Annotated in this window: 25 protein-coding genes; 1 reads left to right on the top strand and 24 read right to left on the bottom strand. The window is 67.3% G+C overall.

What is annotated here, in order from left to right; all coding sequences use genetic code 11:
• Nucleotides 1-10: 10 nt before the first annotated feature.
• From IB275_RS28000 to IB275_RS27935, 14 genes are read right to left on the bottom strand one after another with little or no spacing between them, the layout of a single operon-like run.
• Nucleotides 11-1,249 (bottom strand): NAD(P)/FAD-dependent oxidoreductase, encoded by a 1,239-nt coding sequence (locus IB275_RS28000; protein ID WP_192293140.1) that lies wholly within the window; start codon nt 1,247-1,249, stop codon nt 11-13.
• Entirely contained in the window at nt 1,236-2,429 is a 1,194-nt protein-coding gene (locus IB275_RS27995; protein WP_192293138.1) for a cation:proton antiporter, read from the bottom strand. Before IB275_RS27995 ends, IB275_RS28000 begins: the two co-directional genes overlap by 14 nt.
• A complete protein-coding gene (locus IB275_RS27990; RefSeq protein WP_192293136.1) occupies nt 2,423-4,771 on the bottom strand; it encodes an MMPL family transporter in 2,349 nt (782 codons plus the stop codon). The genes IB275_RS27995 and IB275_RS27990 overlap by 7 nt, the downstream gene beginning before the upstream one ends.
• A complete protein-coding gene (locus IB275_RS27985; protein WP_192293134.1) occupies nt 4,743-5,336 on the bottom strand; it encodes an outer membrane lipoprotein carrier protein LolA in 594 nt (197 codons plus the stop codon). Before IB275_RS27985 ends, IB275_RS27990 begins: the two co-directional genes overlap by 29 nt.
• A complete protein-coding gene (locus IB275_RS27980; RefSeq protein ID WP_192293132.1) occupies nt 5,330-5,767 on the bottom strand; it encodes an acyl-CoA thioesterase in 438 nt (145 codons plus the stop codon). Before IB275_RS27980 ends, IB275_RS27985 begins: the two co-directional genes overlap by 7 nt.
• On the bottom strand, nt 5,760-7,301 hold the full coding sequence (locus IB275_RS27975; protein WP_192293130.1) for an HAL/PAL/TAL family ammonia-lyase: 1,542 nt from the start codon (nt 7,299-7,301) through the stop codon (nt 5,760-5,762). The genes IB275_RS27980 and IB275_RS27975 overlap by 8 nt, the downstream gene beginning before the upstream one ends.
• Nucleotides 7,285-8,163: a lysophospholipid acyltransferase family protein gene (locus tag IB275_RS27970; protein WP_225607717.1), complete on the bottom strand. Its 879-nt coding sequence runs from the start codon at nt 8,161-8,163 to the stop codon at nt 7,285-7,287. Before IB275_RS27970 ends, IB275_RS27975 begins: the two co-directional genes overlap by 17 nt.
• Nucleotides 8,164-8,210: 47 nt before the next feature.
• Complete coding sequence (locus IB275_RS27965; RefSeq protein ID WP_192293126.1) at nt 8,211-8,954, bottom strand: glycosyltransferase family 2 protein; 744 nt, start codon at nt 8,952-8,954, stop codon at nt 8,211-8,213.
• The gene (locus IB275_RS27960) at nt 8,951-10,642 is read right to left on the bottom strand and encodes an ApeI family dehydratase (protein ID WP_192293124.1); all 1,692 of its coding nucleotides are present in this window, start codon (nt 10,640-10,642) and stop codon (nt 8,951-8,953) included. The genes IB275_RS27965 and IB275_RS27960 overlap by 4 nt, the downstream gene beginning before the upstream one ends.
• Nucleotides 10,639-11,184, bottom strand: a complete 546-nt coding sequence (locus tag IB275_RS27955) for a COG4648 family protein (RefSeq protein WP_192293122.1) — start codon at nt 11,182-11,184, stop codon at nt 10,639-10,641. The genes IB275_RS27960 and IB275_RS27955 overlap by 4 nt, the downstream gene beginning before the upstream one ends.
• A complete protein-coding gene (locus IB275_RS27950; protein WP_081515447.1) occupies nt 11,181-11,429 on the bottom strand; it encodes an acyl carrier protein in 249 nt (82 codons plus the stop codon). The genes IB275_RS27955 and IB275_RS27950 overlap by 4 nt, the downstream gene beginning before the upstream one ends.
• A gap of 11 nt (nt 11,430-11,440) precedes the next feature.
• Nucleotides 11,441-11,701: a phosphopantetheine-binding protein gene (locus IB275_RS27945; RefSeq protein WP_045216036.1), complete on the bottom strand. Its 261-nt coding sequence runs from the start codon at nt 11,699-11,701 to the stop codon at nt 11,441-11,443.
• Nucleotides 11,676-12,488 carry a lysophospholipid acyltransferase family protein gene (locus IB275_RS27940; protein WP_192293120.1) on the bottom strand — a complete coding sequence of 271 codons (813 nt, stop codon included), beginning with the start codon at nt 12,486-12,488 and terminating at the stop codon, nt 11,676-11,678. Before IB275_RS27940 ends, IB275_RS27945 begins: the two co-directional genes overlap by 26 nt.
• Nucleotides 12,464-13,180, bottom strand: coding sequence for a beta-ketoacyl synthase chain length factor (locus IB275_RS27935; protein WP_192293118.1), 717 nt, complete (start codon nt 13,178-13,180; stop codon nt 12,464-12,466). Before IB275_RS27935 ends, IB275_RS27940 begins: the two co-directional genes overlap by 25 nt.
• 323 nt (nt 13,181-13,503) lie before the next feature.
• Between IB275_RS27935 and IB275_RS27930 the strand changes: the two genes are divergently transcribed.
• Nucleotides 13,504-14,271: a ParA family protein gene (locus IB275_RS27930; protein WP_138523465.1), complete on the top strand. Its 768-nt coding sequence runs from the start codon at nt 13,504-13,506 to the stop codon at nt 14,269-14,271.
• Between the two features lie 4 nt (nt 14,272-14,275).
• Here the strand turns inward: IB275_RS27930 and IB275_RS27925 are convergent, their stop codons facing one another.
• The 10 genes from IB275_RS27925 to mscK form a co-directional block, all read right to left on the bottom strand.
• The gene (locus IB275_RS27925; protein WP_192293116.1) at nt 14,276-15,085 is read right to left on the bottom strand and encodes a universal stress protein; all 810 of its coding nucleotides are present in this window, start codon (nt 15,083-15,085) and stop codon (nt 14,276-14,278) included.
• Nucleotides 15,086-15,162: 77 nt separating this feature from the next.
• On the bottom strand, nt 15,163-15,606 hold the full coding sequence (locus IB275_RS27920) for a YiiD C-terminal domain-containing protein (RefSeq protein ID WP_138213960.1): 444 nt from the start codon (nt 15,604-15,606) through the stop codon (nt 15,163-15,165).
• 95 nt (nt 15,607-15,701) lie between these two features.
• A complete protein-coding gene (trxC, locus tag IB275_RS27915; protein ID WP_192293114.1) occupies nt 15,702-16,136 on the bottom strand; it encodes a thioredoxin TrxC in 435 nt (144 codons plus the stop codon).
• A gap of 75 nt (nt 16,137-16,211) precedes the next feature.
• Nucleotides 16,212-16,460 (bottom strand): BrnA antitoxin family protein, encoded by a 249-nt coding sequence (locus IB275_RS27910; protein WP_138213962.1) that lies wholly within the window; start codon nt 16,458-16,460, stop codon nt 16,212-16,214.
• On the bottom strand, nt 16,438-16,716 hold the full coding sequence (locus IB275_RS27905) for a BrnT family toxin (RefSeq protein WP_138213963.1): 279 nt from the start codon (nt 16,714-16,716) through the stop codon (nt 16,438-16,440). The genes IB275_RS27910 and IB275_RS27905 overlap by 23 nt, the downstream gene beginning before the upstream one ends.
• Nucleotides 16,717-16,876: 160 nt before the next feature.
• Nucleotides 16,877-17,197, bottom strand: a complete 321-nt coding sequence (locus IB275_RS27900) for a hypothetical protein (protein WP_192293112.1) — start codon at nt 17,195-17,197, stop codon at nt 16,877-16,879.
• Between the two features lie 463 nt (nt 17,198-17,660).
• Nucleotides 17,661-19,445 (bottom strand): methyl-accepting chemotaxis protein, encoded by a 1,785-nt coding sequence (locus IB275_RS27895; protein WP_412548193.1) that lies wholly within the window; start codon nt 19,443-19,445, stop codon nt 17,661-17,663.
• A 533-nt stretch (nt 19,446-19,978) separates the two neighbouring features.
• Complete coding sequence (locus IB275_RS27890; RefSeq protein ID WP_081515457.1) at nt 19,979-21,256, bottom strand: bifunctional O-acetylhomoserine aminocarboxypropyltransferase/cysteine synthase; 1,278 nt, start codon at nt 21,254-21,256, stop codon at nt 19,979-19,981.
• Between the two features lie 122 nt (nt 21,257-21,378).
• On the bottom strand, nt 21,379-22,839 hold the full coding sequence (gene selO, locus IB275_RS27885) for a protein adenylyltransferase SelO (protein ID WP_192293102.1): 1,461 nt from the start codon (nt 22,837-22,839) through the stop codon (nt 21,379-21,381).
• Nucleotides 22,840-22,897: 58 nt separating this feature from the next.
• On the bottom strand, nt 22,898-26,263 hold the full coding sequence (gene mscK / locus IB275_RS27880) for a mechanosensitive channel MscK (RefSeq protein WP_192293100.1): 3,366 nt from the start codon (nt 26,261-26,263) through the stop codon (nt 22,898-22,900).
• Between the last annotated feature and the right edge of the window lie 22 nt (nt 26,264-26,285).

The raw sequence follows: 26,285 nt of genomic DNA, 5'->3' as shown, positions 1-26,285 counted from the left end.
TCCTTGTCCTTCAGCTGGCACAGATTTCGGAGAGCACCCGCAGGCGACGCTGCGGTTCGGCGACGAAGGGATTGCGCATGTCCCAGGCGTAGCCGGCGAGGATGGAGCAGATCATCCGGCGGATTTCCGGGGTGGCCTTCTCGTAGAAGATCACGTCCTGGAAGCTGCCGTCGTACCAGCCCTCGACGTAGGCGCGGAAGGTGTCCACGCCGCGCTTGAGCGGTTGGGCGAAGTCGCCTTCCCAGTCCACCGTCTCGCCCTTGAGCTGACGGTCGAGCAGGTTGGCCGCCATGCTGGAGGAGCGCATGGCGATGGTGACGCCGGAGGAGAATACCGGGTCGAGGAATTCCGCTGCGTTGCCCAGCAGGGCGAAGCCCGGCCCGGCCAGGCGCTTGACGTTCGCCGAGTAGCCGCCAAGGGTGCGCGCCGGGGTGTCCCACACGGCATTCTTCAGCAGCGAGTGCAGGTTCGGCGCGGCGTCGAAGAAGCCCTTCAGGCAGGCGTCCAGATCATCCAGCTTGCCTTCGAAGTGACGGTCCTCGGCGACCACGCCGACCGAGGTGCGGCCATCGCTGAAGGGGATGGTCCAGTACCAGATGCCGCGCTCTTCGGGGTGGATGCTGATGAGGATCTTCTCGCGGTCGAATTCCGGCGCGTCGATCCGGTCCTCGATATGCGTGAACACGGCGCGGCGTACCGGGAAGCCAGACGGCGCCTCAAGGTCCAGCAGGCGCGGCAGCACGCGGCCGTAGCCACTGGCGTCGAGGACGAAGGCGCACTCCACCGCGTACTCGCTGCCGTCCAGGCGGCGCACCCGCAGGCGCGGGCAGTCGCCGGCGAAATCGGCAGCGATGATTTCTTCTTCGTAGCGGATTTCCACGCCCTGCAGCTCGGCCTGGTCGGCCAGCAACTGGTCGAAGCGCGCGCGCTGGACCTGGAAGGTCGAGCCCTTGCCTTGCGTGAACTTGTCGCGGAAGTCGAACGCGGTATAGCGCTCGCCCCAGCCGAAGGCGGCGCCGTGCTTCACCTGGAAGCCGGCGGCGAGCACGGCGTCGAGCATCCCTGCTTCCTCGACGAAGTCCAGGCAGTGCGACAGCAGGCTCTCGCCGATGGAGAAGCGCGGGAAGCGCTGGCGCTCCAGCACCAGCACGTCGTGGCCCTTGCGCTTGAGCAGGGCGGCGGCGATGGCGCCGGACGGACCGGCGCCGATGACGACGACGGTGCGTTGTTGCAGTTCAGGGGCGGACATCTGAAGGGCTCCTTGCCGGTGCCTGATCCTGGGACAAAGACAGGGAATCAGGCGGGGTAGCGGTGGCGGCGCGCGGACGGCGCACGCCGCAAAGGGCGGGCAGCAGGGTGGCGAACAGGCTCATCAGCAGCAGGCTGAAATACAGCAGCGAGTCGATGTAGCCCTGCTGGAACAACAGGTTGAGGAAGACGATCTCGGTCAGCCCGCGAATGTTCAGCAGCAGGCTTTCCTTCCACCGTTCACCCAGGCTCGCGCCCGGCAGCGCCCAGCGCAGGCCGAGCCAGCTGCCGGCCAGCTTGCTGAGCACCGGCAGCGCCAGCAGCGCGCCGAGGTAGAGCCAGGAATAGCCGGCGAGGGCGTGGTGGAAATCGATCTGGAGGATGCCGAAGGCCAGCACCAGCGGCACCAGCAGATTGTTCTGCAAGGCCAGCGCTGCCTGTGGCGACACCGGCAGGCGGAACGGCTGGCGCACCGCGGCCTGGGCCATCAGCCAGGTGATGGCGAACACCAGGGTATTCAGGTGCCAGTGCTGGAAGGCGATCATCAGGCCGAAGAACGGCAGGCTGTAGACCAGGTGCTGGCGCATGCCGATCAGCCTTAGCAACAGCGGCCCCGCGCCAGCCAGCAGTGGCCAGGCCAGTTGGGACGGATCGCTGCTGCCCTGGGCCAGGCCGAACAGGCTCCAGCACCCCAGGTCCATCAGCACCGCCGCGTGCATCAGGCGGCGGGTGGCGTCCTCGGGGTATTCGATGTTGCGCAGGAACAGGTAGAGCACCGGGATCGCGGTGATCGAGAACAGCAGGCCGATGCCCAGCACGCTCATCCCCTCGCGCACGCCCAGCAGCCACCAGGCGCTGGCCATGCCGCAGGCCAGCGGTACGGCGAAGCTGGGCAGGGCGATCTTCAGGCTCTGGCGGCTAACGTCGAGGTCGATCACGTCACTGAGGATGTGCCCCAGCAGCAGCGCGAAACCGATGTCGTAGAGCGGCCGCAGCCAGGGCGCCGTGACCAGCGTGCGCACCTCGAAACCCTGGCCCTGCAGCACGACGAACAGCAGCGGCAGCAGCAGGCCGGCCACCAGCAGCTGGCTGACGATGGGCAGCAGGCGCAGGCGCCGCCCGCCGATCACGGCCAGGGCGAACAGCGGCGGCATGGCCAGCCAGAAGAAGATCGTCAGCATGCCGCAGCTCCTTCTCGGGTGCTGGCTTGTGCCCAGGGGCAGAACAGGAAGCAGAACCCCAGGCCCAGCCCCACGGCCAGGCCGAAATTGCTGATCACCGGCGTGGCCGACAGCGCCAGCAGGCCGAACGACAGCCAGGTGGTGATGGCCGCCAGCAGCACGCCGACCAGGCTCACCGCCGCGCCGCCGACGCGCTCACGCATGAGGATGGTGTAATCCACGCCGATGGCGGTGACCAGCAGCAGGCCGAACAGGCTGAACAGCGTCAGCGGCTGGCCCAGCCAGCCGAGGCTGGCGAGGCTGCACAGCGCTGCCAGCAGGGGCAGCAGGACGATGCGCAGGGCGCCGCGCGGACCGAAGGGTTTGAGCAGCAGGGCGAAGATCAGCACGCAGGAGAGCAGCTTGAGTTCGGTGGCGCTGAGCTGGGTGGCGGCGAACAGGCGGTTCAGCTCGCCGAGGCGATCCACCAGTTGCACGCCCTCCAGCCCCTTGGCCTGTTCGGCCAGCACGCCGGCGTCGGACAGTCCCTGCAGGCTCACCAGCCCGGCCACGCCGCTCTCCACCATGCCCAGCCACAACGGCCGCCAGGGCTCGCCCAGCGGACCCTGCAGGGCTTGATCGAGGGATTGCGGCGGAAGCTGTTCCAGCTGATCCAGCTCGGCTTGCAGCGCGGCCTGCGGAATGCCCAGGTCGATCAGTGCCTGCCAGTGTTGCGGCAGCTGGCGCAGAGCTTCGCGGGCCTGCTGTTGTTGCTGCGCGGTGGCAAGCAACTGGTTGAGCGCGAGGTAGCCCTTGAGCTGGCCGGAGGCGACCAGCTTGTCCAGTCGCGCAGCCAGTTCGGCCTGGCGTTGCAGCAGCTGGGTTTCATCGCTGGCGCGGACCAGGAAGAACTGGCTGGTGGGCTGGTAGCCGGTGATGCGCGCGGCGGCCTGGGCCTCGCTGAGCAATTGCGGCTTGGCGCCCAGCCACTGGCGCAGGTCGTTCTTCACCTGCAGTTGCCACAGCCCGCCGGCGCAGAACAGCACAACCACCGCGAGCAGCGGCCAACTGCCGGTGCGCTGGAGCAGGGCCTGGCGCAGGCCGATCAGGCGCTCGCCCAGCGAGAGCAGCAGAGGTTGTGGAGCGATGGCGTTGCCGCGCAACAGCAGCGGCAGCAGGCCGATAACGCACAGGTAGGCGGCGAGCAGGCCGGCCACCGAGAAGGTCGCCACCTGGGTCAGCGCCGGGAAGGGCGTGCAGGCCAGGGCGAGGTAGCCGATCAGGTTGGTGGCGAGGCTGAGAAACAGCCCGCGCTGGCTCAGCTTCAAAGCACGCCAGGGCTGCCAAGGAGCGACAGTCCAGGCTTTCGACAGATAGTGCAGCGGGTAATCCGAGGCCACACCGATCAGGCTGGCGCCCAGCATCAGGGTGAGCAGGTTGATCTTGCCGAACAGCGCGATGCACGCGGTGGCCCCGGCCAGCACGCCGACCAGCACCGGCAGGAAGGCCAGCAATGCGCGCCCGCGGCGGAAGGCGAGCAGCAACAGCAGCAGGGTGCCCAGCGCGGCGCCGCCGCCAACCCAGGTCATTTCGCGGCTGGCCTGGCGCTGGCCGTCGGCTGCATACAGCAGGCCGCTGGCGGCGACTAGCTGGCCGCCGTCGGCTGCCAGTTGCTGGCGTGCCTCGGCGATCTGCGCGGCCACGGCGCGCGGCAGGTTCATGTCGAAGGCATCGGCGCGGGTACGTGCGCGCAGCAGCACCCAGCTGCGCCCGCCGTCTTCGGCGAGTAGCGCGCCGCTGCCGATGTCCAGCTGCACCTTCGCCGTCAGCGGCTGGTGGTGCTGGATGCGCAGGGCCAGGCCGAACCAGTCCTGGTCGTTGGACAACAGGCCGAAGCCGGAGAAGGGATCGAAGAGTTGTTCGACGCGCTGCTGGACGAAGGCGGCGGGGTCATCGGAAAGCTGGCGACGGTCATCGGCACTGAGCAGCGCGAGGCGGCCCGCGCGCAGTTGTTCGCGCAGGGCCGGCAGGTCGGCCTGAACGCCCCACTGCACCTTCTCGTAGTGGCCGCTGGCCTGCCAGCGCTCGGCCAGTTCGCGGGCGTGGGCGATGGCGGTGTCGCGCTCGGGGTAGCCGACCAGCACCAGCAGTTCGCGGTTGAGCGGCTCCTGCATGCGCTGCTCGGCTTGCTTCTGCAGGGCATCACGGCTGCTGCCGGGCACCAGCTCCAGCAGGTCGGTGCTCAGCGGCGCGGCACCGCGCCATTGCCAGGCAGCGAGGGCGAGCAGCGCCAGCAGCCCGGCGATCACCAGGCGTGGCAGCCACTGCGGCCGCTCAGCGGGCAAAGTCACTGCGCTCCGCATCGGTCAGGCTGTCGCCGGGCTGGCTGCTGGTCATGCGCAGCACGGTGCGGTCGCCCTGGGCTTCGTGCAGTTCGATGCGCTGCACCAGTTCGCCGCCGGCGATCTCGATGCTGTCGAAGATCTGCTTGAGCAGCACGGCACGCGGCGTCAGGGTGAGCGTCCAGTCGTTCGCCTCGCCGCTGAGGGCGAGGTCGAAGTCGCGTTGCAGGCCGCTGCTGTCGCCTTCCAGCACGGCGAGGAACAGGCGGTTCTGCTGCGCGCTGGCGCTACGTTGCGGCAGTTGCTGCCAGCCGCTGGCGTCGCGCCGGGCGATGCCCTGGCCGTCGATGCGGTAGTCTTGCTTGAGCGGCGTCTGCAGCAGCCAGAGGAGGCCGTGCTGCTTGGCGAGGACAAAGTGGCCCTTGCTCACCAGCGGCTGCGGCAGCGAACGCAGGTGCTTCTCCTGGACGAACTCGCCGCGCACCACCGCCGGCTTGCCGAGCTGCGCGGCCAGTTGCGGCAGGTCGAAGGCGTGGGCCAGAGGGGCGAGCAGGAGGCCGCAGACGAGCAGGGCGCGCTTCAGCATGCTTCTGCCTCCAGCGCGCGCTGCACGGCGTCGATGAACACCGCGGGCGAGGCCATCTGCATCTCGCGGCTGGCGATCGCCACCGCCACCTGGGTGCTGCTGGCGCGGGTCAGGCGTTCGCCGGTTTCGGCGTCGCTGATCAGGTAATTGATCTTCAGCCGATTCTCCCACTCCACCAGGTCGGCGCGCACGCTGATGCGCTGGCCGAAGCGGGCGCCGCGCACGTAGCGCAGCTGCAGGTCGATCACCGGCCAGGCATAGCCGGCCTCGCGCATCTGCGAGTAGTTGTGGTCGAGCCTGTCGAGCAGGGCGCAGCGCGCGACTTCCAGGTACTTGACGTAGTGGCCGTGCCAGACCACTTCCATCATGTCGACGTCGAAGAACGGCACCAGGATTTCCACCTCGGCCTGCAGCACTCCGGCCTTACGCATAGAGCCCCCAGTGGCGCGCGCGGATGCGCTCCAGGCACAGGCGCAGTTCGCCTTCCAGGGCGCGGTCCTCGATCAGCGGCGGGAAGTCCTGGCCGAGTTGTTCGTGCATGCCGCCCAGCGGCGCTGGCAGCGGGCGCGCACCGGCTTCGCCGCCGCGCAGCCAGACGCCCTGTTGCGCCGCCAGCAGAGTGGCGGCGGCGACTTGTTCGGTCAGCTCCAGGGTGCGCAGGGCATCGCGCGCGGCGATGGTGCCCATGCTTACCTTGTCCTGGTTGTGGCACTCGGTGGAGCGCGAGAACACGCTCGCCGGCAGGGTGTTCTTCAGCGCCTCGGCGGTCCACGCGCTGGCGCCGATCTGCACGGCCTTGAAGCCGTGGTTGATCATCGCGCGGTCCGCCGGAGCGCCCGAGAGGTTGCTCGGCAGGCCATGGTTGTAGCGGGTGTCCACCAGCAACGCGAGCTGCCGGTCGAGCAGGTCGGCGACGTTGGCCACCAGGTTCTTCAGGCTGTCCATGGCGAAGGCGATGTGGCCGCCGTAGAAGTGCCCGCCGTGGAGCACGCGCTCGTCCTCGGCGTCGATGATCGGGTTGTCGTTGGCGCTGTTCAGTTCGATCTCGATGAACTGCCGCAGCAGGCCCAGGCTGTCGGCCAGCACGCCCAGCACGTGGGGGGCGCAGCGCAGCGAGTAGCGGTCCTGCAGGCGGTGCAGCGGCGGGGTCGGCGCGTCGATGGCGAGGTCCTGGCGAATCCACGCGGCGACCTGCATCTGTCCCGGATGCGGCTTGGCGGCGAACAGGCGCTCGTCGAAGTGCTCCGGGTTGCCCTGCAGGGCGATGACGTTCAGCGCGGTGATGCGCGTGGCCAGCTTGAGCAGGTAGTCCGCGCGCGAATAGGCGAGGCAGGCCAGGCCGGTCATCACCGCCGTGCCGTTCATCAGCGCCAGCGCTTCCTTGGGCCGCAGTACCAGCGGCTGCCAGCCCAGCTCGGCATGGACGTCGGCGGCACTGCGACGCTCGCCGCGCCACAGCACTTCACGCTCGCCGGCAAGGGTCGCGGCAACGTAGGACAGCGGGGTGAGATCGCCGCTGGCGCCTACCGAACCCTCTTCCGGGATCAGCGGCAGGATGTCCAGTTCGAGGAAGGCATGCAGGCGCTCCAGCAGTTCCAGGCGTACGCCGGAAACCCCGTGGCTCAGCGAACGCAGGCGCGCGGCGAGCACGGCGCGCACGGCGGCCGGTTCCAGCAGCTTGCCCAGGCCGCAGCCGTGGAAGGTGAACAGGTGCTGCGGCAGCGCCTCGACGTGCTCCAGCGGCACGGCCACCACGCAGGAGTCGCCGTAGCCGGTGGTGACGCCGTAGATCACGCCTTCCTTGTCCAGCAGGGTGTCGAGGAACTGCGCGCCGCGGGCGATCCGCGCGCGGAACTCGGCGTCGTCGTCCAGGCGGCTTTCGACGCGGCGCTCGGCGAGGGCGACGATCTGTTCGATGCTCAGGTGGCCTTGGCCGAAAACCGGCGTTTCAGTGGCTGTCGTCATGGGCTTTCCAGAACGGGTAGAAGTTGAACCACTGCTGCGGCGCGCGCAGGCAGTAGTGTTCCAGGCGCTGGGCGTAGCGCTGGGTCCAGTGTTTCAGGACCTCCGCGCGGTCGCTGCGGCGCCACTGGATGCGCTCGGCGAAGGGCTCCAGGTGTACGCGGTAGCGGCCCTCTTCCTTCAGGCAGAACATCAGGTTGGCCGGGCACTGAAGTAGCCCGGCGAGCAGCCAGGGCCCCTGCGGGAAGGCGGCCGGGGCGCCGAGGAAATCGACCTCGACGTTGCGCCCGCCGTGCAGCGGAACGCGGTCGCCGGCAATCGCCAGCCATTCGCCGGCGTCCAGGCGCTGGGACAGCTGCAGCATGATCGCCGGGTCCAGCTCGCTCACCTGGATCAGCCGCAGGTGGCTGGCGCCGGACTCGCCCAGCAGCTTGTTGAACTGCTCGGCGTGGCGGGTGTGCACCAGCACGTTCATGCGCACCTTCTCGCCCAGTTCCGCCAGCGCGCGGCAGACTTCGAGGTTGCCCAGGTGCGCGCCCACCAGCAGCTGGCCACGGCCGCTGCGCAACTGCGCGCGCAGGTTGTGCGGGTCGTTCAGTTCGATGCTGGCGAGGTCCAGGCGGCCGGCCCAGACATCGAGCTTGTCGAGGATGGCGTCGGCGAAGGCCATGAACTGGCCGAACACGCGGCCGGTGCTCGGGCCCAGCGAGGCGTCACCGCTGTGCTGCGCCAGGCGCTGCTGGTACTCGCGGATGGCGCCGCGCGCACGGGCGCCGAAGAGGAAGAAGTACAGCACGATCAGGTGCAGCAGCGGCGACAGCAGGCGCCGGCCAAGGGTGCGCGCCGCCCAGGCGGTGAAGCGCATCAGCAGCAGGCTGCCGCGCTCGCGCTGTTGCGCCCAGTGCTGCGCGCTCACGCGGCGCTCCGCAGGCGGCGCCAGAGGATCGCCGGCGAGCGCCAGAGCATGCCGAAGAACAGCCGGGCATGCATGGAGGAGATCAGCGCGTTGTCGTGGAACAGGCGGAAGTGCGAGAGGCCGTCGAGCGGATAGTGGACCTTGGTCGGCAGCCACTGCATCGGTTGGTTGCGCCAGGCCAGGCGGACGAGGATTTCCGGGTCGAAATCCATGCGCTTGCCCAGCGTGGTGCTGTCGATCAGCTTGAGCGTCGACGCCAGCGGGTAGACGCGGAAGCCGCACATGCCGTCGCGGATCGATAGCGACAGGCTGTTGATCCACACCCAGACGTGGGTCAGGTAGCGCGCGTAGAGGCGACCCTTTGGCACGCTTTCGTCGTACTGCGGATAGCCGCAGACCAGCGCGTCGGGATGCTCGCGGGAGGTGCCGAGGAAGCGCTGTACGTCGCCCAGGTCGTGCTGGCCGTCGGCGTCCACCTGCAGCGCGTGGGTGAAGCCCAGGCGCGCGGCTTCGCGCAGGCCGGCCATCACCGCGCCGCCCTTGCCCTGGTTCACCGGCAGGCGCACCAGGTACGTGTCGCGGCCTGCGGCGAGCTGGTCCATCACCGCCGCGCACTCGCGGCTGGAGGCGTCGTCGACCAGCACGCAGGGCAGGCCGGCGGCGAGCAGTTCGGCGACCACCTGGGGCAGCGCGTGCTCGTGGTTGTACACCGGAATCACGGCACACGGTTTGGTGCTCATTCGTCCGCCCCCAGCAGGATGCGCCCTGAAGAACAGGCGGCCTCGCCACGGGTGAAGGCGAAGTACAGCTTGCCGCGCTCGGCGTCCCAGCGCAGGGCCAGCTGGCAGAGATCGCCCGGCCGCAGCAGTTGCTGAAACTTCAGTACTTCCATCCCGCCGAAGCGTGGCGGCAGGTTGAAGACCTGGCGGCCCAGTTGCTGCGCCCATTGCACCTGCACCACGCCCGGCAGCACGGGAGCCTTGGGGAAGTGGCCGGGGAAGTAGGCGAGGTCCAGGGGGATTTCCAGCTGGAAGTGCTGTTCGCCGTCCACCGCGTTGTGCGTCAGTACGTCGGGGTCGCGGCTGCGCGGCGCGTGCAGCAGTTCGTCCACCAGGCTTTGCGGCAGCTTGCCCTGGGCATTGCCCGGCAGACGTCGCAGCAGGCGCCAGCGGCGCGGCAGGGCGAGGGCTTCGCAGTGGTCGGCGAGATGTTCGCGCAGGCGCTGGGTCAGTGCGCGGCGGCCGCCATTGCGCAGCTCGTACAGGCCGGCGTCGCTCAGGGCGACCAGTGCGCCGAGGCTGGCGCGGTTCTCCTGCACCACGCCCAAGCGCGCTTCGCTGACGAAGGGATGCTTCATCAGCGCCGCTTCCAGTTGCGGCAGGGAGATGCGTTTCTCTTCCAGTTTGACGATGCGGTCGAGCCGGCCGAGCAGCTCGAAGCGGCCGTCGGCGCAAATTCGCGCGGCGTCGGCGGTCTGTTCGGTTTCGCCGGGTGGCAGGTAGGTCGATTCGATGCGCAGCGCGCCGTGCTCGTCCTGGCTCAGCACCACGCCTTCGAACGGCTGCCACAGCTGGCCGCCCTGGCGCCAGGCGATGCCGCCGGTCTCGGAGCTGCCGTAGATTTCCGTGGGTGCCTGGCCGAGGCGCTCGTGCAACTGCTCGCCGGCTTCGGCTGGCAGCGGGCCGCCGGAGGAGAACACCCGCACCACCGGGCGCAGCGCCGGCCAGTCGAGGTTGTCGCCCATGCGCTTGAGCAGCGCCGGGCTGCCGACCCAGGCGAAGCGCGGCTGGTCGAGGCTCAGGCGTTGCAGGTCTTCGGGGAAGGCGATCTGCCGACGGAGGAAGGCGCGGCCGGCGGACAGCGGCCAGAGCACGCGGAACAGCAGGCCGTAGATGTGCTGCGCGGCGACGCTGCCGAGGATGCGCGCATCGCCCAGTTGTTCGCCCCAGAGGGCTTCCAGCACCTGCACTTCGTTGCTCAGCTGGCGCAGGGACTTGCCGATCAGCTTGGGCTCGCCGGTGGAGCCGGAAGTGCTGAGCACCAGGCGGCAGGCGTCGAGGTCCAGCTCTTCAGGTGCAAGAGGGGCCGGAGACAGTGCCGGGCCGTTCAGTTCGGCCAGCAGCAAGTCACCGGGCTGATCGCCGATCCAGGCGTCGATCTGCGAGGCCAGTCGCTCGCGGCTGTGGGCGAGGTTGTCGGCCGGCAGCACCGCTTCGGCACCGGCCAGCCACGCCGCGTAAAGGGCGATGGCCAGTTCGGCGGCGTCTTCCAGGTGGATCGCCACGCGCCGGGCATTGCGCTGGCGCAGGGCGCCGGCGGCTGCGCAGACGCGCTGCAGGAAGTCGCTGGCGAGCAGCGTCGGCTCCAGCGCCAATGGGCGCGAGGCGGGCAGCTCCAGCAGCAGCCGGGCGAGGGGAATCGATTTCATCCTTGACCTCTGACCCGCTGCCGTACCAGCCACTCGACGGCGAACAGCACGCCCATCAGCAGGTAGGAAATCAGGCCGTTGTACAGCGTCCACCAGGCCAGCGGCGCCCACAGTGTGAGGGCCGCGGCGATCAGGCCGTTGCCCAGGAAGAACAGCACCCAGGCCTGGGTCACCCGGCGGGTGTAGCGCACCGCGTGGGGCGGCAGCTCCGGCTCGCGCAGTCGCGCCAGGCGCTCGACCAGCGGCGGGCCGAATTTCAGGCTGAGGGCGAACAGGCACAGCAGGCCTGCGCTGATCAGCACCGGGTACCAGCGCAGCAGGTGCGGCTCATTGAGGAACCACAGCAGCATGCAGAAGGCCACGGCCGCCAGCGCCATCCAGCGCTGCCCGGGGCGTTGCCCGCTGCCCAGGCTGCGGGCGAACCACAACCCGCCCAGCAGCAGCGCGAAGAATTTCGGCGACAGGTGGTCGATGCCGAAGTAGATCGCGAACGGGTAGAGCAGCCCGGCCAGCAGCAGGCCGAGCCCGACCAGGCGTGTCATGGGTTGGCCAGGCGATAGACCGCTTCGACCACGTCGCCGACGGTACGCACCGACTTGAACTCCTCGGCGGCGATCTTCTTGCCGGTCTGGCGCTTGAGGTGGTCGATCAGGTCGACGGCGTCGATGCTGTCGATCTCCAGGTCCTGGTACAGGTTGGCATCGAGGCTGATCTGCTCCGGCTCCAGTTCGAACAGCTCGACCAGGGCGTCGCGCAGGGTGTTGAAAATGTCCTCACGGGTTTGCATGGTCAGCGGTCTCAGGCGGCTTTCTGGGCGGTCACGAAGGCCGCCAGGCTCGCCACATTGGCGAAATGCTGGCGGGTGTCCTTGGCATCGGCGTCGATCTTGATGCCGTAGCGTTTCTGGATGGCCAGGCCCAGTTCCAGGGCGTCGACCGAATCCAGGCCGAGGCCGTCGCCGAACAGCGCGTCTTCGGCGCCGATGTCGTCAGGGCCGATATCTTCGAGGCCGAGGGCGTCGATGATCAGCTGTTTAATCTCCAGTTGCAGATCGCTCATCTCTTGCGAGCTCCTTGATGAAATGCTGGTGCAGGAAGGCATTGAGCCGGCGCGAGGCTGCCGGGGCGGGGCCCTGGCTGGCAAAGACCTGCGGGTCCAGGTCGTCGCCGACGCGCAGCCGGAAATGCACGCGGCGGGCGGGAATGCTGTACCAGGGCTCGGCCTTGGTCAGGGTGGTCGGGGTCACGGTGATGGTCACCGGGGTGATGACGCTGGCGCCGCGCAAGGCGATGGACGCCGCGCCGCGATGGAATTGCGGAGCCGCGCCCGGCGTGGTGCGGGTGCCCTCGGGGAAGACGATCAGGGTCTGGCCCTGCTGCAGCGCGTCCACGGCCTCATCGAACATGTCCATGCTGCCGTTGTTGCTGATGTACTGCGCCGCCGTCACCGGGCCGCGGGTGAAGGGGTTGGCGAACAGGCTCTGCTTGACCACGCAGTTGGCGTCGCGGATCAGGCCGATGAGGAAGACCACGTCGATCAGCGACGGGTGGTTGGCGATGACCATCTGCCCCGGACGGCCGAGGCGCTCGATGCCTTCCACTTCGTACGTCAGCACGCCGCTGCGCTGCATGATCTGCACGAACAGCCAGAACAGCCGGCTGACCGTGTGGCGTGCGCGGCTGCGACGGCGCAGGGCATCGCCCGGCAGCAGGCTCAGCAGCGGAAACACCAGCACCCGTAGCAGCAATCCACCAATACCGAAGATGGCGAAGCACAGGCCGGTGGCGAACAGGCGCCACAGCCAAGCGTCGGCGCGCTTGCTCAGTGGTTGCGTTGCCAGGTCCATAGACGCTTCTTCCAGGGGTGATGGATCAGGCCGGTGCGCTCGATCAGCGCGCGCACCAGGTTCAGGGCATTGGGGTGGGACGGCGGAGCAAGGGCTGTGCCGTTTTCCGCGAGTTCCAGTGACCATTCGCTGCCGGGCTTCAGGCGCAGGGCCACGGCATAGGGGAAGGGCACGTCGTCGACCCAGGGCGAATACAGCTCCGGTACCGGCTCCTCGGTCACCACCAGCAGCACTTCCGGGGCACCTTCGGCCAGCAGTGCAGCGGCTTCCAGCAGGCCATGCTCGAAACCGTCACGTTCGCCGGCGATGGCTGTCATTTCGCTGGTGTCCTGCCGCAGGATCGACCACAGGCCAATGACCGCGTTGTGCACGGAAAGGCTGAACTGCGTCGGGGACAGTGGTTGTTCGACGGCCAGCTCGCGCAGCAGTTCCAGGCTGCGGCCGGTTTCGCCGTGGCGGGAAACGAAGATCAGCGGCATCGGCGGCCGCCCGTCGGCCAGCGGCCAGGCGACACTGAACACCATACGCGCCAGGGGGCTCAGGCGGCGGCGTTGCATGGCGGGGAGAAAGGCGACATCCGGTTGGGCGGCGCTGTCGGGAAGACGTTCTTCCCGTACCCAGCTCTGCCAGTCGGAAATCGTGGACAGGCCCGGGGCCCAGGCACTCCACTGGTCGATATTGAATTGAATCACGCTGCGAGCTCTTGTGGGCCCTTCGGGGCATTCCGGTCGGCTAATGGGTCTTCCTTGATCCACCAAGAGCTTCGTCGACACGTGCCATGGCGCAGGGCCGGTATTATCCCCGGTCATGCTGCTGTCAAGCAAACTTTTGCTTACAAAAGGGCTGACGCAGGAAATAGGGCAATTCTCGATTAAACGCCGACTTTATGACGAACCACTGTATGAAATCCCGTCAGCCGCCGAGCGGTAGCGGAGCCTCGGTGCGAGGATGCTCGCCCTTGTCATGGGCTTTGCATAGAATCCCGGGGTCTTGAATGGTTCTGGAGGGATGGCTCATGCGGCGCGTGGTGTTCAATCAGAAGGGCGGGGTCGGCAAGTCCAGCATCGCCTGCAACCTGGCGGCAGTGAGCGCAGCGGAGGGTTATCGCACCTTGCTGGTGGACCTGGATGCCCAGGCCAATTCCACGCATTACCTCACCGGCCTGACCGGCGAGGACCTGCCGGTGGGCATCGCCGACTTCTTCAAGCAGACGTTGTCGTCCGGGCCTTTCAGCCGCAAGGGCAAGGTCGACATCTACGAGACGCCCTTCGACAACCTGCACATCGTCACAGCCAGCCCGGAGCTGGCGGACCTGCAGCCCAAGCTCGAGCAGAAGCACAAGATCAACAAGCTGCGCAAACTGCTGGACGAGTTGTCCGAAGACTACGACCGAATCTACCTGGATACGCCGCCGGCGCTGAACTTCTACACGGTTTCCGCGCTGATCGCTGCAGATCGCTGCCTGATTCCCTTCGATTGCGACAGCTTCTCCCGCCAGGCACTGTACGGCCTGCTGCAGGAGATCGAAGAGCTGAAGGAAGACCACAACGAGGAGCTGGAAGTCGAAGGCATCGTGGTCAACCAGTTCCAGCCGCGCGCGACCCTGCCGCAGCAACTGCTGGATGAGCTGGTGGAAGAGGAGCTGCCGGTGTTGCCGGTGTACCTGATGAGCTCGGTGAAGATGCGCGAGTCGCACCAGGCCTGCACCCCGCTGATCTTCCTCGAGCCGCGGCACAAGCTGACCCAGCAGTTCGTCGAACTGCACAACCTGCTGGAAGCCTGAGCGCTTACTGGCTGATCAGCACATCGCAGGGCGGCCGGCGCAGGAAGTAGCGCGTCGAGCTGCCCAGCATGGCCTGCTCGATGGCGCCGCGGCTGCGGCTGCCGAGCACCAGCAGGTCCGGCGTCCATTCCCGCAATGCTGTTTCCAGCGCCTGCTGGGGCGTGCCCTGCTGCACTGCGCAAAGCAGTTGCGGCCCGGCGGCCGGCACCTGCGTGCGCTCATCCTGCAGCGCCTGGCGCAGCAGTTCGCGTTGGGTGTCCAGGTGGCTGTCGGCGCGACCCGCCTTTTTGCCCGGCTGGTAGGCGTTGAGCGCGAGCAATTCGGCGTCGGCCGCGAGCAGTCGGTAACCGGCGCGCCAGGCCTGGCAGGAGCAGTGCGACAGGTCCAGGCCGGCAAGGGCCTTCGCGTAAGGTCTGGCGGACTCCTCCACGGCCAGCAGGATCGGCGCGCGGCAATGCCGGGCGATGCGCTCCAGGGTGGTGCCGTCGAAGCGTTCCAGCAGTTGCTGGTGGTGCGCTCCGATCACCAGCAGGTCGGCGTTCAGTTCCTGCACCGTCGCGGTCACGGTATTCGCCGCGCGGCCCTGGCGGATCACCAACTGATAGTCGGTGATATCGCTGGCGCGGGCTGCATCGCGCAGCGCCACCTCGGCGGCTTCGCGCACCGTGGCCATCATGCGGTCGGGGAAGAATTCCTCGATGACGTGCAGCAGCGTGACGCTGGCGCCGTGCTGGCGGGCCAGCTGGGCGGCGCGGCGTACGGCGATATCCGCCTCGACGCTGAGGTCGTGGGCGACGAGCAGGTTCCTGTACATGGTGGGCTCCCTCTGTGGCGCTTCCACTGTCGCGCCACGTAGGAAATCTCACCTTGATGCAGGGCAATGGCCCGGATTCAGCGGCTACGCAGCTGATAGATGGCGTGGCTTTCGGCGACGACGTTGCCTTCTTCGTCCTTCAGCTGCAGGTCGAGGACGAATTCGGCCTTGCCGAGGTTCGTGGCTTCTTCGCCAATGCGCTGGATGTCCTCCTCGCTGAGTCGCGCCTCGACCGTCACGTCGCTCGAGGCAGGGCGCAGGAAACGCAGGCCGGCTTCCTTGACGATGGGATAGAAGCGCCGGGCGTCGAAACTGGTCAGCATCAGCACGCCCCCGGGCAGCTCGGCCACGGTGAACAGTGCGCCAGCGTACATGTTGCGCAGGTGGTTCTCATTGTCCTTGAGCGGCATGCGCAGGCGCACGAGGCCCGGTTCCAGCACCTCCGCCTTGAGGCCGGTGCGCTTGACGAAGGCGATGTGCTCTTCGGTGAGTTGGCGGATGAATTCCAGGTTATGACGCATGGGCGCGCTCCGATTCGCCGGCGGGGTGTGCCCCCAAGCCTAGCCGCACCACGCGGCCTGGCAATGACCGCGTGGATTGACCGAAACGCTCGCCCTCAGATGCCCTGGCGCGACAGCCAGTCGAGCAGCTGCGGCAGCGGCATTGCGCCGCTCTGGCGCGCCACTTCCTGGCCGTTGCGCAGCAGGATCAGGCTCGGGATCGAACGAATCCCCAGGCGTGTGGAGAGGTTCGGGTTGGCATCGCTGTCGAGCTTGGCCAGGCGCACCTTGCCCGACAGCCGCGCTGCGGCCTGCTCGAACACCGGCGCAAAGCCCTTGCACGGCCCGCACCAATCGGCCCACACGTCTACCAGCAACGGCAGGTCGCCCTTGGCCTGGGCGGCGAAGCCGGCTTCGTCGAGGTCGAACGGCGTATCCAGCACGATCGGCGACTGGCAGCGCCCGCAACTGGGCGAATCGCCCAGTCGCTCGGCAGGAACTCGGTTCAGGCCGTTGCAGTGGGGGCAGGGGATGATCAGGGAATCGGACATGACGGGGCTCCTCGGGCTATGGGGAGCTAGGTGGTGGCGATCCGGGGGATTATCAACTGTACCCGGTGGCGAAGCTCAGTTTCGATGAGCCTGCATGTACTGCCGCAGAAGCTGGTTGATGCGAGTCTGGTAGCCGGCCCCCTGGCTCTTGAACCACTCCAGTACGTCCGCGTCCAGGCGGATGGTGACGGCTTGCTTGGCCGGCACATGAATTTCGGCGTTCTTGAAGAAGTCTTCGCCCAGCTCGGGGATATCGCTGGTGTCGATGTCCTTGTCCTTCAGTTTGCTCAGGCGCTTGAAGTCAGTTTTCGATGGTTTGGACATAGTGTCTGGCCTCCCGTCTGGTGGCTTTCCGGGCGGAGATGATGCGGATGACATCTCCTTCTCGTTCGGTGCTCACGACCACTCCAATCAACGACCTTATTCGGCCGAGATTGATCCAGCGCTCCTCGGCGTAATTCTCGCGGTCATCGCGTTGTGCGAGGTAGGGCTGCTGGAACAGCTCCATCGCGTCGTTGAAGTCGATTCCGTGCTTGCGGATGTTTGCCAGGTTCTTGGCTTCGTCCCATTCGAATAGCATGCTGCTCTCCGTATTGACGTTTGTACATACAAAATGTCCGTGGCGGTCGTATTACGTGACGAAATGCATGGGTTGGCTTGCTCTGTCGCTGGCGTCGGCTGCCGCCGACGGGTCGCGGGCATGGCCCGCTCCTGCAGGGGCGGGCCGTGCGCGTCGGGGGCTAGCTGTGGCTGGCGCGCCGCTCGTGGTCTGCCTCGTACAGCGAGTGGGCATCGGAGGCCAGCAGCAGGAGGGCGCGGTTGATTTGCAGGACGTTGCGCAGCGGCTGGGCGTCGAGGGTGGCGAGGGAGAGGATGCCGAGCAGGTCGATCACAGCGCTCAGGCGGTCTTCGGCGGCGTTGTAGAGTTCGTCGGTCGGGGCGTCGGTGCGCAGGTAGAGGGTGGCGTTGCGGGGATGGGCGTGGTGTTGTGAGTCGGTTCCCAGCGGGAGGAAACGGTCTTTTTCGGGGTGCGCGGGTGCCTTACCATCGGTGTTAGCCATGATTAGTTGCCTGTTAACTGATTGTGGTTAGCGGGCCTTCGGTGTTGGTAGCACCGGGGGCTCGCGCCTTTCGATCCGTGCCGTTCGGCAGTTCTGGATCGCAGTCTTCCGCCGCGAGGAACATGCTGGAAAATTCCTGCATCGTGCTGCTTATGCTCGGGAAGATGTCGTCATTCTACGGAGTCAAAGCAAGCGAAAACCCGGCGGGAAGGGGAATCCACCGTGTCTGGCAGGAGCTTGCGAAAAGGCGGGTCTGGGCGGGGTAGGACGGCGGGAATTTGATGTAGTCCCGCCGGGCACCGGCATCAGACGTGATCGCGAACAGGTCCCTGATCGTCCGGCGCAGGGCAGGTCGCGGGCATGGCCCGCTCCTACAGGAAAGCGCCGCATGCCCGCCCACTGTAGGAGCGGGCCGGCAGGCCGGATGATTCGTCGGTGGGGCAGCGCTTCCTGCCCCTGCGCATCACACGCGGAAGTGGCTGACCAGCGTCTGCAACTGCCCGCCCAGGCGGGCAAGTTCGACGCTGGACGCGGCGACTTCCTGGTTGGCCGAGGCGGTCTGTTCGGAAACGTCGCGCACGTTGACCACGCTGCGGCTGATTTCCTCGGCGACGGCGCTCTGCTCTTCGGCGGCGGTGGCGATCTGCTGGTTCATCGCCTGGATGTTGGAGACGGTGCGGGTGATCTCGCCGAGGGATTCGCCGGCCTGGCGGCTGAGGGCGACGCTGCTGGCGGTGAGTTCGCGGCTGCCGAGCATGACGCTGGAGACCTGGCGAGTCCCGCTCTGCAGGCCGGCGACCAGGGCTTCGATCTCTTCAGTGGACTGCTGGGTGCGCTGGGCCAGGCCGCGCACTTCGTCGGCGACCACGGCGAATCCACGCCCGGCCTCGCCCGCGCGGGCGGCTTCGATGGCGGCGTTGAGGGCCAGCAGGTTGGTTTGCTCGGCCACCGACTTGATGACGTCCATGACCTTGCCGATCTTCTCGCTCTCCTGCTCCAGGCGCTGCATGGCGTCGGCGGAGCGTTCGACTTCTTCGGCCAGGCGCTCGATCTGCTCGACCGCCTTATTCACCACACGGTCGCCGTCCTGGGCCTGGTGGTCGGCGGCGGAGGCGGCCTGGGAGGCCTGCTCGGCGTTGCGCGCGACTTCCTGCACGGTGGCGGACATCTCGTGCATGGCGGTGGCGACCTGGTCGGTCTCGATCTTCTGGGTGTTGGCGCCGGCGCTGGTCTGCTCGGTGACGGCGGAGAGTTCCTCGGCGGCGCTGGCGATCTGGGTGACGCCATCGCGGATGCCACCGATCAGCTCGCGCAGGCTCTGGCTCATGCGCTGCATGCTCTGCTGCAGGCGGCCCAGCTCGTCGCGGCGGCTGACCTGGATGGTCTGCGACAGGTCGCCAGCGGCGATACGGTCGACCACGGCCATGGTGTCGTGCAGCGGGCGGGTGATCTGGCGGGTGATGACCAGCGCGGCGATGCTGCCCAGCACCAGCGCGAGCAGGGTGACCAGGGTCTGCAGGCTGCGGGCCTTGGCGCTTTCGATATCGCGGCGATCAAGCTGCAGCTGGTAGAGGTTTTCGCTGATCTTGACGATGTCCTGGCCCTGGGCGGTCATTTCCTTGCGCGCCTGGACGATCGCGGCCATGTTCTGGCGCAGCGTGACGACGGCGTCGCGGTAGGTGCGCAGGGCGGTGCCGAGTTGCTGGACGTACTGCGCTTCGGCGACGCCGAGCACGCTTTCCAGGGCCGGCAGGCCGGCGATGCTTTCGTCGAGGCCGCGGGTCACGCCGTCACCGTTGCTGGTGAGGGCGGTGGCGAGGTAATCGCGCACGTCATAGCGGGCCTGCAGCAGGTCTTCGCGGGTACCGGTGATGGCCTGGAAGCGGGTGGCGCGCTCTTCGTCGGCGGGGGCCTTGAGGATGTCTTGCTGGATCTGCGCGGTCAGCTCGTTGGCGCGGGCAGCATTGTCCTGCAGGGTGCGGCGGGTGAGGCCGGCGCTCTGGTAGCCGGCGCGCATGGCGGCCAGGGATTTCTCGTAGTCACCGATGATGCCGCCGAGCTGGTCGAGCATGCGCACGTTCTCGGGGCTGACGAAGGATGCGCGCAGTTTCTGCTGCTGTGCCTTGAAGTCGGCCAGGGTGCTCATGACGTTGGCGGCTTCCTGCTCGGCGCCGTCGGCGATCATGTACTGCAGGCGCGTGATGCGCAGCTTGGTGAGGCGCGAGTTCAGCTCGGTGATGTCGCTCATCCAGTTGCTGCGGTCGATCAGCGAGCCCAGGCCGACCCAGCTGACGATGGCGAGGATGGCGGTGAAGGCGAGGACCAGGCCGAAGCCCAGGGCCAACTTGAGATTCACGCTCAGGTTGGAAATCCAGCTGTTCATTGACGATCTCCAGGAAAGGTTGTGTGAAGTCAGGCCGTTCGGAGATTGTTGTTATTGGGGGCCAGGGTGGCGAACCACGTCCCTGCACTATCGGCAGGCCGGGACGGAACCCGATGGTGGCGAGCGAAAAAAGTTATCCGCCGGCCGGCGCCGGGGGGCGGGTCGGGGTGCGGATGACGGGGGAAGGGAGACGGTGGACGGCCGCGCAATTCCCTTTTCGCTGGCGTATCAGGTGGCGCGGTCGCGCGGTTGCCTGGGGTGCAGGCAGCGACGGCATTGTACGGAAGGGCGAGGCCATCGTCTGCCCGATGATGGCATCTGGATATGACGGTGATGCGTCAGTTTATTCATGAGGTCCCGCACGAGGCACCGCCCGGCGCCTCGTGCGGGGCTGGCCGTCAGGCCCTGGCGGCGTCCAGCGCCTGGGCCAGGTCGGCGAGGATGTCGTCGATGTGCTCGATGCCGATGGACAGGCGCACCATGTCGCGTGGCACGCCGGCCTTCTCCAGTTCCTCGTCGTTGAGCTGGCGGTGGGTGGTGGACGCCGGGTGGCAGGCCAGGGACTTGGCGTCGCCGATGTTCACCAGGCGCACCACCAGCTGGAGCGCGTCGATGAAGCGCGCGCCCGCTTCCTGCCCGCCCTTGATGCCGAACGAGAGGATCGACGCAGGTTTGCCGCCCATGTAGCGCAGCGCCAGTTCCTGCTCGGGGTGGTCGGCGAGGCCGGCGTATTTCACCCAGCTGACTTGCGGGTGGTCCTGCAGGTATTGCGCGACTTTCACCGCGTTCTCGCAGTGGCGCTCCATGCGCAGGGCGAGGGTTTCCAGGCCCTGCAGGATGAGGAAGGCGTTGAACGGCGAGAGCGCGGCGCCGGTGTTGCGCAGTGGCACGACGCGGCAGCGGCCGATGAAGGCGGCGGGGCCGAAGGCTTCGGTGTACGTGACGCCGTGGTAGGACGCATCCGGCGTGTTGAGCAGCGGGAAGCGCGCCTTGTTCTCGGCCCAGGGGAATTTTCCGGAGTCGACGACGATGCCGCCGATGCTGGTGCCGTGGCCGCCGATGTACTTGGTCAGCGAGTGCACGACGATGTCCGCGCCGTGCTCGAACGGGCGGCAGAGGATCGGCGTGGCGACGGTGTTGTCGACGATCAGCGGCACGCCGTGGCGGTGCGCGGCATCGGCCAGGGCCTGGAGATCGACGATGTTGCCCGCCGGGTTGCCGATGGATTCGCAGAACACCGCCTTGGTGCGCTCGTCGATCAGTGCTTCGAGGGCGGCGATGTCATCGTGCGGCGCAAAGCGGGTCTGGATGCCGAAGCGCGGCAGGGTGTGGGCGAACAGGTTGTAGGTGCCGCCATAAAGCTTGGCCACCGAGACGATGTTGTCGCCGGCTTCGGCGACGGTCTGGATGGCGTAGGTGATGGCGGCCATGCCGGAAGCCACGGCCAGAGCGGCGACGCCGCCTTCCAGTGCGGCCACGCGCTCCTCCAGCACCGCGTTGGTGGGGTTCATGATGCGCGTGTAGATGTTGCCGGCGACCTTCAGGTCGAACAGGTCGGCACCGTGCTGGGTGTCGTCGAACGCGTAGGAGCTGGTCTGGTAGATCGGTACGGCCACGGCCTTGGTGGTCGGATCGGGGCTGTAGCCGGCGTGGATGGCCAGGGTTTCCGGTTTCATTGTTCGAGCGTCCTTGTGGCAGAAAGCCCCGAGGATGCGAGCGGTGCCCGGCCCCGGTCAATGACCGGGAGCAATGCATGGCGGGCGCCGCTAGATCGCTTTTCGCTGAGCTTATAACCGCCTCAGGACGAGCAACTGATCTCCAGGTGACGGCCCCAGTCCGGCGGTCTACGGGTGAATACCTCGGCGTCGGGCTGTTCTTCGAAGGGCTTGCTGAGCACTTCGTGCAGGCGGCGCACCACGCTGAAATCACCTTGCTCGGCGGCGCTGATGGCTTCCTGGGCGAGGTAGTTGCGCAGCACGTAGAGCGGGTTGACCGCGTGCATGCGGGCGCGGCGCTCGTCCTGGCTGCCGCCTTCGCGCTCGGTGCGGGCCTGGTAGTCGGCGGCCCAGGCGTCGAAACCGGCGAGGTCGACGAAGTCTTCCCGCACCACGGCCAGCGCCTGCTCCGGTGCCTGGTCGCCGAGGCGGCGGAAGAACAGCGAGTAGTCCACGGCGCCCTTCTGCATGGTCTGCAGCAGGCGCTGCACCCGCTCCAGGTCGCCCTCTTCGGCCGTAGTGAGGCCGAGGCGGCGGCGCATCAGGTCCAGGTAGCTGGCCTGGTAGAGCGGCAGGAACAGATCCAGCGTGGCGCGCAGGTCGTCCACCTCGACGAAGGGCGTCAGCGCCTGGCCGAGGGCGGCGAGGTTCCAGTGGGCGATGGGCACCTGGTTGCTGAAGGAGTAGCGGCCGGTGTCGTCGGAGTGGTTGCAGATGTGGTTGGCGTCGAAGTCGTCGAGGAAGGCGTAGGGGCCGTAGTCGAAGGTGATGCCCAGGATCGACATGTTGTCGGTGTTCATCACCCCGTGGCAGAAGCCGTAGGCCTGCCAGTAGGCAATCATCTCGGCGTTGCGCTCGACGACTTCGCGGAAGAGTGCGAGGTAGGGCTTCTCGTCATCCAGGCACTGCGGGTAGTACGACTGCAGGACGAACTCGCCGAGGGTGCGCAGCTGATCTTCCTGCTTGGTGTAGTAGAAGTATTCGAAGTGACCGAAGCGCACGTGGCTGGGCGCCAGGCGCAGCAGCATGGCGCCGGTTTCCTTCGACTCGCGCCACACCGTGGTGCTGGAGCCGATCACGCACAGTGCGCGGCTGCTGGGGATGCCCAGGGCGGCGAGGTATTCGCTGGCGAGGAATTCGCGGATCGACGAGCGCAGCACGGCCCGGCCATCGCCCATGCGCGAGTAGGGCGTCTGCCCGGCGCCCTTGAGGTGCAGGTCCCAGTGCTCGCCGGCCTCGTTCACCACTTCGCCCAGCAACAGGCCGCGGCCGTCGCCCAGCCGCGGGTTGTAGGAGCCGAACTGGTGCCCGGAATAGACCATCGCGCGCGGGTCGGCTGCTTCCCAGAGCTTGTGCCCGGCGAAGATTTCCGCGAACAGTGGGCTTGTCGCCTCGCTCGGGTCGAGGTCGAGCAGGGCCATGGCGGCGGGGCTGGCGACGACCAGGCGCGGGTCGGCGATGGGATCGGGCAGGACCTGGGTGGAAAACACGTCACCCAGGCGGGCGAAGCGGTTATCGAAGGTCAGTTCGTCGAGCTTTTTCACAGGCTAACTCCGGACAAGTCCGAGCATTGTGCTCGGACTTGTCCGAAGGCGTCCACCCTCAGGCCTTGTCGCCGCCAGGCTTATCGGTGCCCTGGGGGCCGCCGATCTTCACGGGTGCGGCAGCGGGTTGCTGCTGGCCGACGATGACCTGGGCTTCCTGGCCTTGGAAGTTCTTCAGGAACACGTCGACCTGGTTGAAGGCCATGTCGATGCCGGCTTCGCGGAAGGCCAGGGCGATGCGCGTGAGGGTTTCGTCCACCGCCGGGTTGCGGTCGCCCAGCTCGCGGACGTGGAAGCGCAGCTCGTAGTCGAAGGTGCTGGCGCTGATCAGGGTGAAATACACCACCGGCTCCGGGTCGCGCAGGATGCGGGTGTTGGCGTGGGCGGCGTCGAGCATGATCTTGCGCGCCAGCGGCAGGTCGCTTTCGTAGGCCAGGCCGATTTTGATGGTGACGCGCGTGACGGTATCGCTCAGCGACCAGTTCACCAGCTGGCCGGTGATGAAGGTCTGGTTGGGGACGATGATTTCCTTGCGGTCGAAGTCGGTGATGGTGGTGGCGCGGATGCGGATCCGGCTGACGGTGCCGGACAGCGTGCCGATGGTCACCACGTCGCCGATCCGCACCGGGCGCTCGAAGAGGATGATCAGGCCGGAGACGAAGTTGGAGAAGATCGCCTGCAGGCCGAAGCCGAGGCCGACCGACAGCGCGGCCACCAGCCATTGCAGCTTGTCCCAGCTCACCCCGAGGGTGGACAGCGCGCTGACGAAGCCGATGCCGCTGATGGTATAGGACAGCAGGGTGGTGATGGCGTAGGCGCTGCCCTGGGCCAGGGTCAGGCGTTGCAGCACCAGCACTTCGAGCAGGCCGGGAAGGTTGCGCGCCAAGGCGACGGTCACGGCAGCGATGACCAGCGCCATGAGGAAGTCGCTCAGGCTGATCGGCGTGGTGGACGCCGCATCGCCGGTGCCGCTGGTGTACTGGTAGAGGGTCACGTTGTCGAGGTAGGAGACGACGCTGATCAGGTCGGCCCAGACCCAGTACAGGGTGACCACGAAACCGATCAGCAGGCCCAGGCGGATCAGGCGCATGGACTGTTCGTTGATCTGCTCGATGCCCAGGGTCGGCTCTTCGACCACCTCGGTGCCCTCGATGCCTTCCTTGGGCGCGTTCTGGCGGTTCTTCAGGGCGCGCTGGTAGGCCAGGCGGCGGGCGGCGACGCCCATGCCGCGGACGAAGGTGGCTTCCACCACCATCCAGAACATCAGCAGGAACAGGGTATCGATCAGTCGGTCGGTGAGCTTGAGCGCGGTGTAGTAGTAGCCGAAGCCCACGGCCAGGAACAGCGCTACCGGCAGGGCGGTGAAGCCCAGGCCGACGATCATCTTGATCATCGATGGGCGTTCGCTGGACGGGCTCTTGAACAGCAGCTGAGCAAGCAGCCAAGTCATGGCACCGTAGCCGAACAGCACCACGGCAATGCCGATCACGTCATCGGCCAGCGAGGCCGGCGAGTGCTCGGCGACGGTGACCACGGCGACCAGCGACATCACCACCAGGCCCAGTCGGCGCATCAGCTTGCCGAGGAACTGCACCTGCGGCTGGCTCCAGTGGAAGTGCCGCTCGGCGATGCCGCCGGGGCGCAGGATGCGGTGCGCGGTGTAGAACACCAGCCAGACCTGCGCCATCTCCAGCAGCGCGCTGCCCAGGGTGGCGTTCTGTCCACGGGCGTCGAGCAGCAGGGCGAGGCCGGCGATGGCCAGGGCCAGGGTACCGGGCAGTGCCAGCAGCACGGCGAGCAGCAGCGCCAGCGGGGTGTGGGCCTGGCTGTCGCGCTTGAAGTGGCCGATATCGTCGTTCAGCGATTCCAGCTTGTCGTAGAGGAACTTGCGCTTCCACAGCAGGGCGGCAACCAGCAGGAGCAGCGGCAGGAACAGGAAGGGCCGGTCGATCAGGCCCTCGCCCAGCTCCTTGACGCCCGAGCCCCAGGGCACTTCGGCCAGCTGGTGGTGCAGCAGGGCCGGGGTCATCTTGAACCACGACAGGTCCAGCGGGCGGTTGCTGGGAATCCAGAACATCTGCTCGTCGAGGGTGGCGCGCAGGCTGCTGCTGGTTTCCTTGAGCTGCTTCTGGTTCAGCTGCAGGGTGATGGCTTCGTTGAGCAGCGCGTTCAGCTCGTGGTTGAGGCGTTCCATCAGTTCCAGGCGGGTGTCCACCAGCTCGGACAGGTCGTGGCGCAGCTGCGCGGTGACACTTTCCTGGGATTGCTGGGCCAGCAGGTTGTCGATGTAGACCTGGGTGTTGTTGATCTCGTCGCGCTTCTGGTTCAGCTCGAACTGGTACAGGCGCAGGTCGGCGATCTCGTCGGCGAGGTCCTGGTCGGTCTTGATCACCGGCAGCGACTGCTTCTGCTGGTAGAGGATCTTCGACAGCAACAGGCTGCCGCGCAGCACGTTGATCTGCTCGTCCAAGGCCTGCTCGCCCTGGGTCAGGTTGTCCAGCTGCTGCTTGGCTTCCAGGTTGCGCCGGGTCAGGGTGTTGAGGCGGTCGGTGGTGCGCAGCAGGTAGTCGGAGAGCTTGAGGTTGGCGGCGTTCTCGTGGCTCAGCAGGCTGTCGGTGCCAGCGGCCTGGTCGGCGTCCTTGGACAGCTCCGCGACGGTTTTCTCCGACTGCTCGCGGCGCTTGTCGCTGATCATCGCCTGCAGTTCGAGGGTTTCGCGCTCTTCGCGGCCGATGCGCTCGGCCAGCAGGTCGCGCTGGCTGGAGGCGAGGTCGAGCAGCAGGTTGTTGCCGGCCAGTTGCTTGCGCAGCAGCAGGTTCTGCGCGCTCAGCGCGGCCTGTTCGGCGAGCAGCTCGTTGCGGCGTTCGTCGGTCAGGGGCTTGGCGCCTTCCTTGCCGGCCTTGAGGGCGGTGTTGATGTCCAGCAGGCGCGTCTGGTTCTTGCTCAGGTCGGCCTGGGCGCGTTCGGGGCGGGTCTGCGCGGTGAGGATCTCGCTCTTGGCGTCGATCATCTCCTTCTGCCAGGCGGCCAGCTGGGTGGATTGCTCGTTGAGGAGCATTTCCAGCTGGGTGGCGTTATAGCCGCCGTAGCGCTGGGCGGCGGGCTTGTCGGCACTGCCCTTGAGGCGACTGAGGGCCTTCTGGTTCTCGCTGATCAGCTTGGGCGCATCGGCCAGGCGGCCGTTGAGCTCGCTGAGCTGCTTCTCGCTGTCTTCCTTGGCTGCCAGCAGCCTGAGGGTGTTCTCCAGGCTGGCCTTGACCGGCTTGGCTTCGGCATCGCTGAGCTTGCGGTCGGCCAGGCCGTCGAGGCTCTGCTGCACCTTCTCGGCGCTGGGGACGGTGGTATCGGCGGCCAGCGCGGGCAGGCCGGTGAGCGAGCTGCCCAGGAGGACAGCAGTCAGGAGAGTACGCAGCAGGAATGACATGGTCGCGTTCAGCGGCTCGTGC

This window comes from Pseudomonas sp. PDM21 (assembly GCF_014852505.2).
In the GTDB taxonomy this organism is placed as follows: Bacteria; Pseudomonadota; Gammaproteobacteria; order Pseudomonadales; family Pseudomonadaceae; genus Pseudomonas.
The sequence above is the reverse complement of the archived record's forward strand: the minus strand, read 5'-3'. Positions and strand labels throughout refer to the sequence as shown.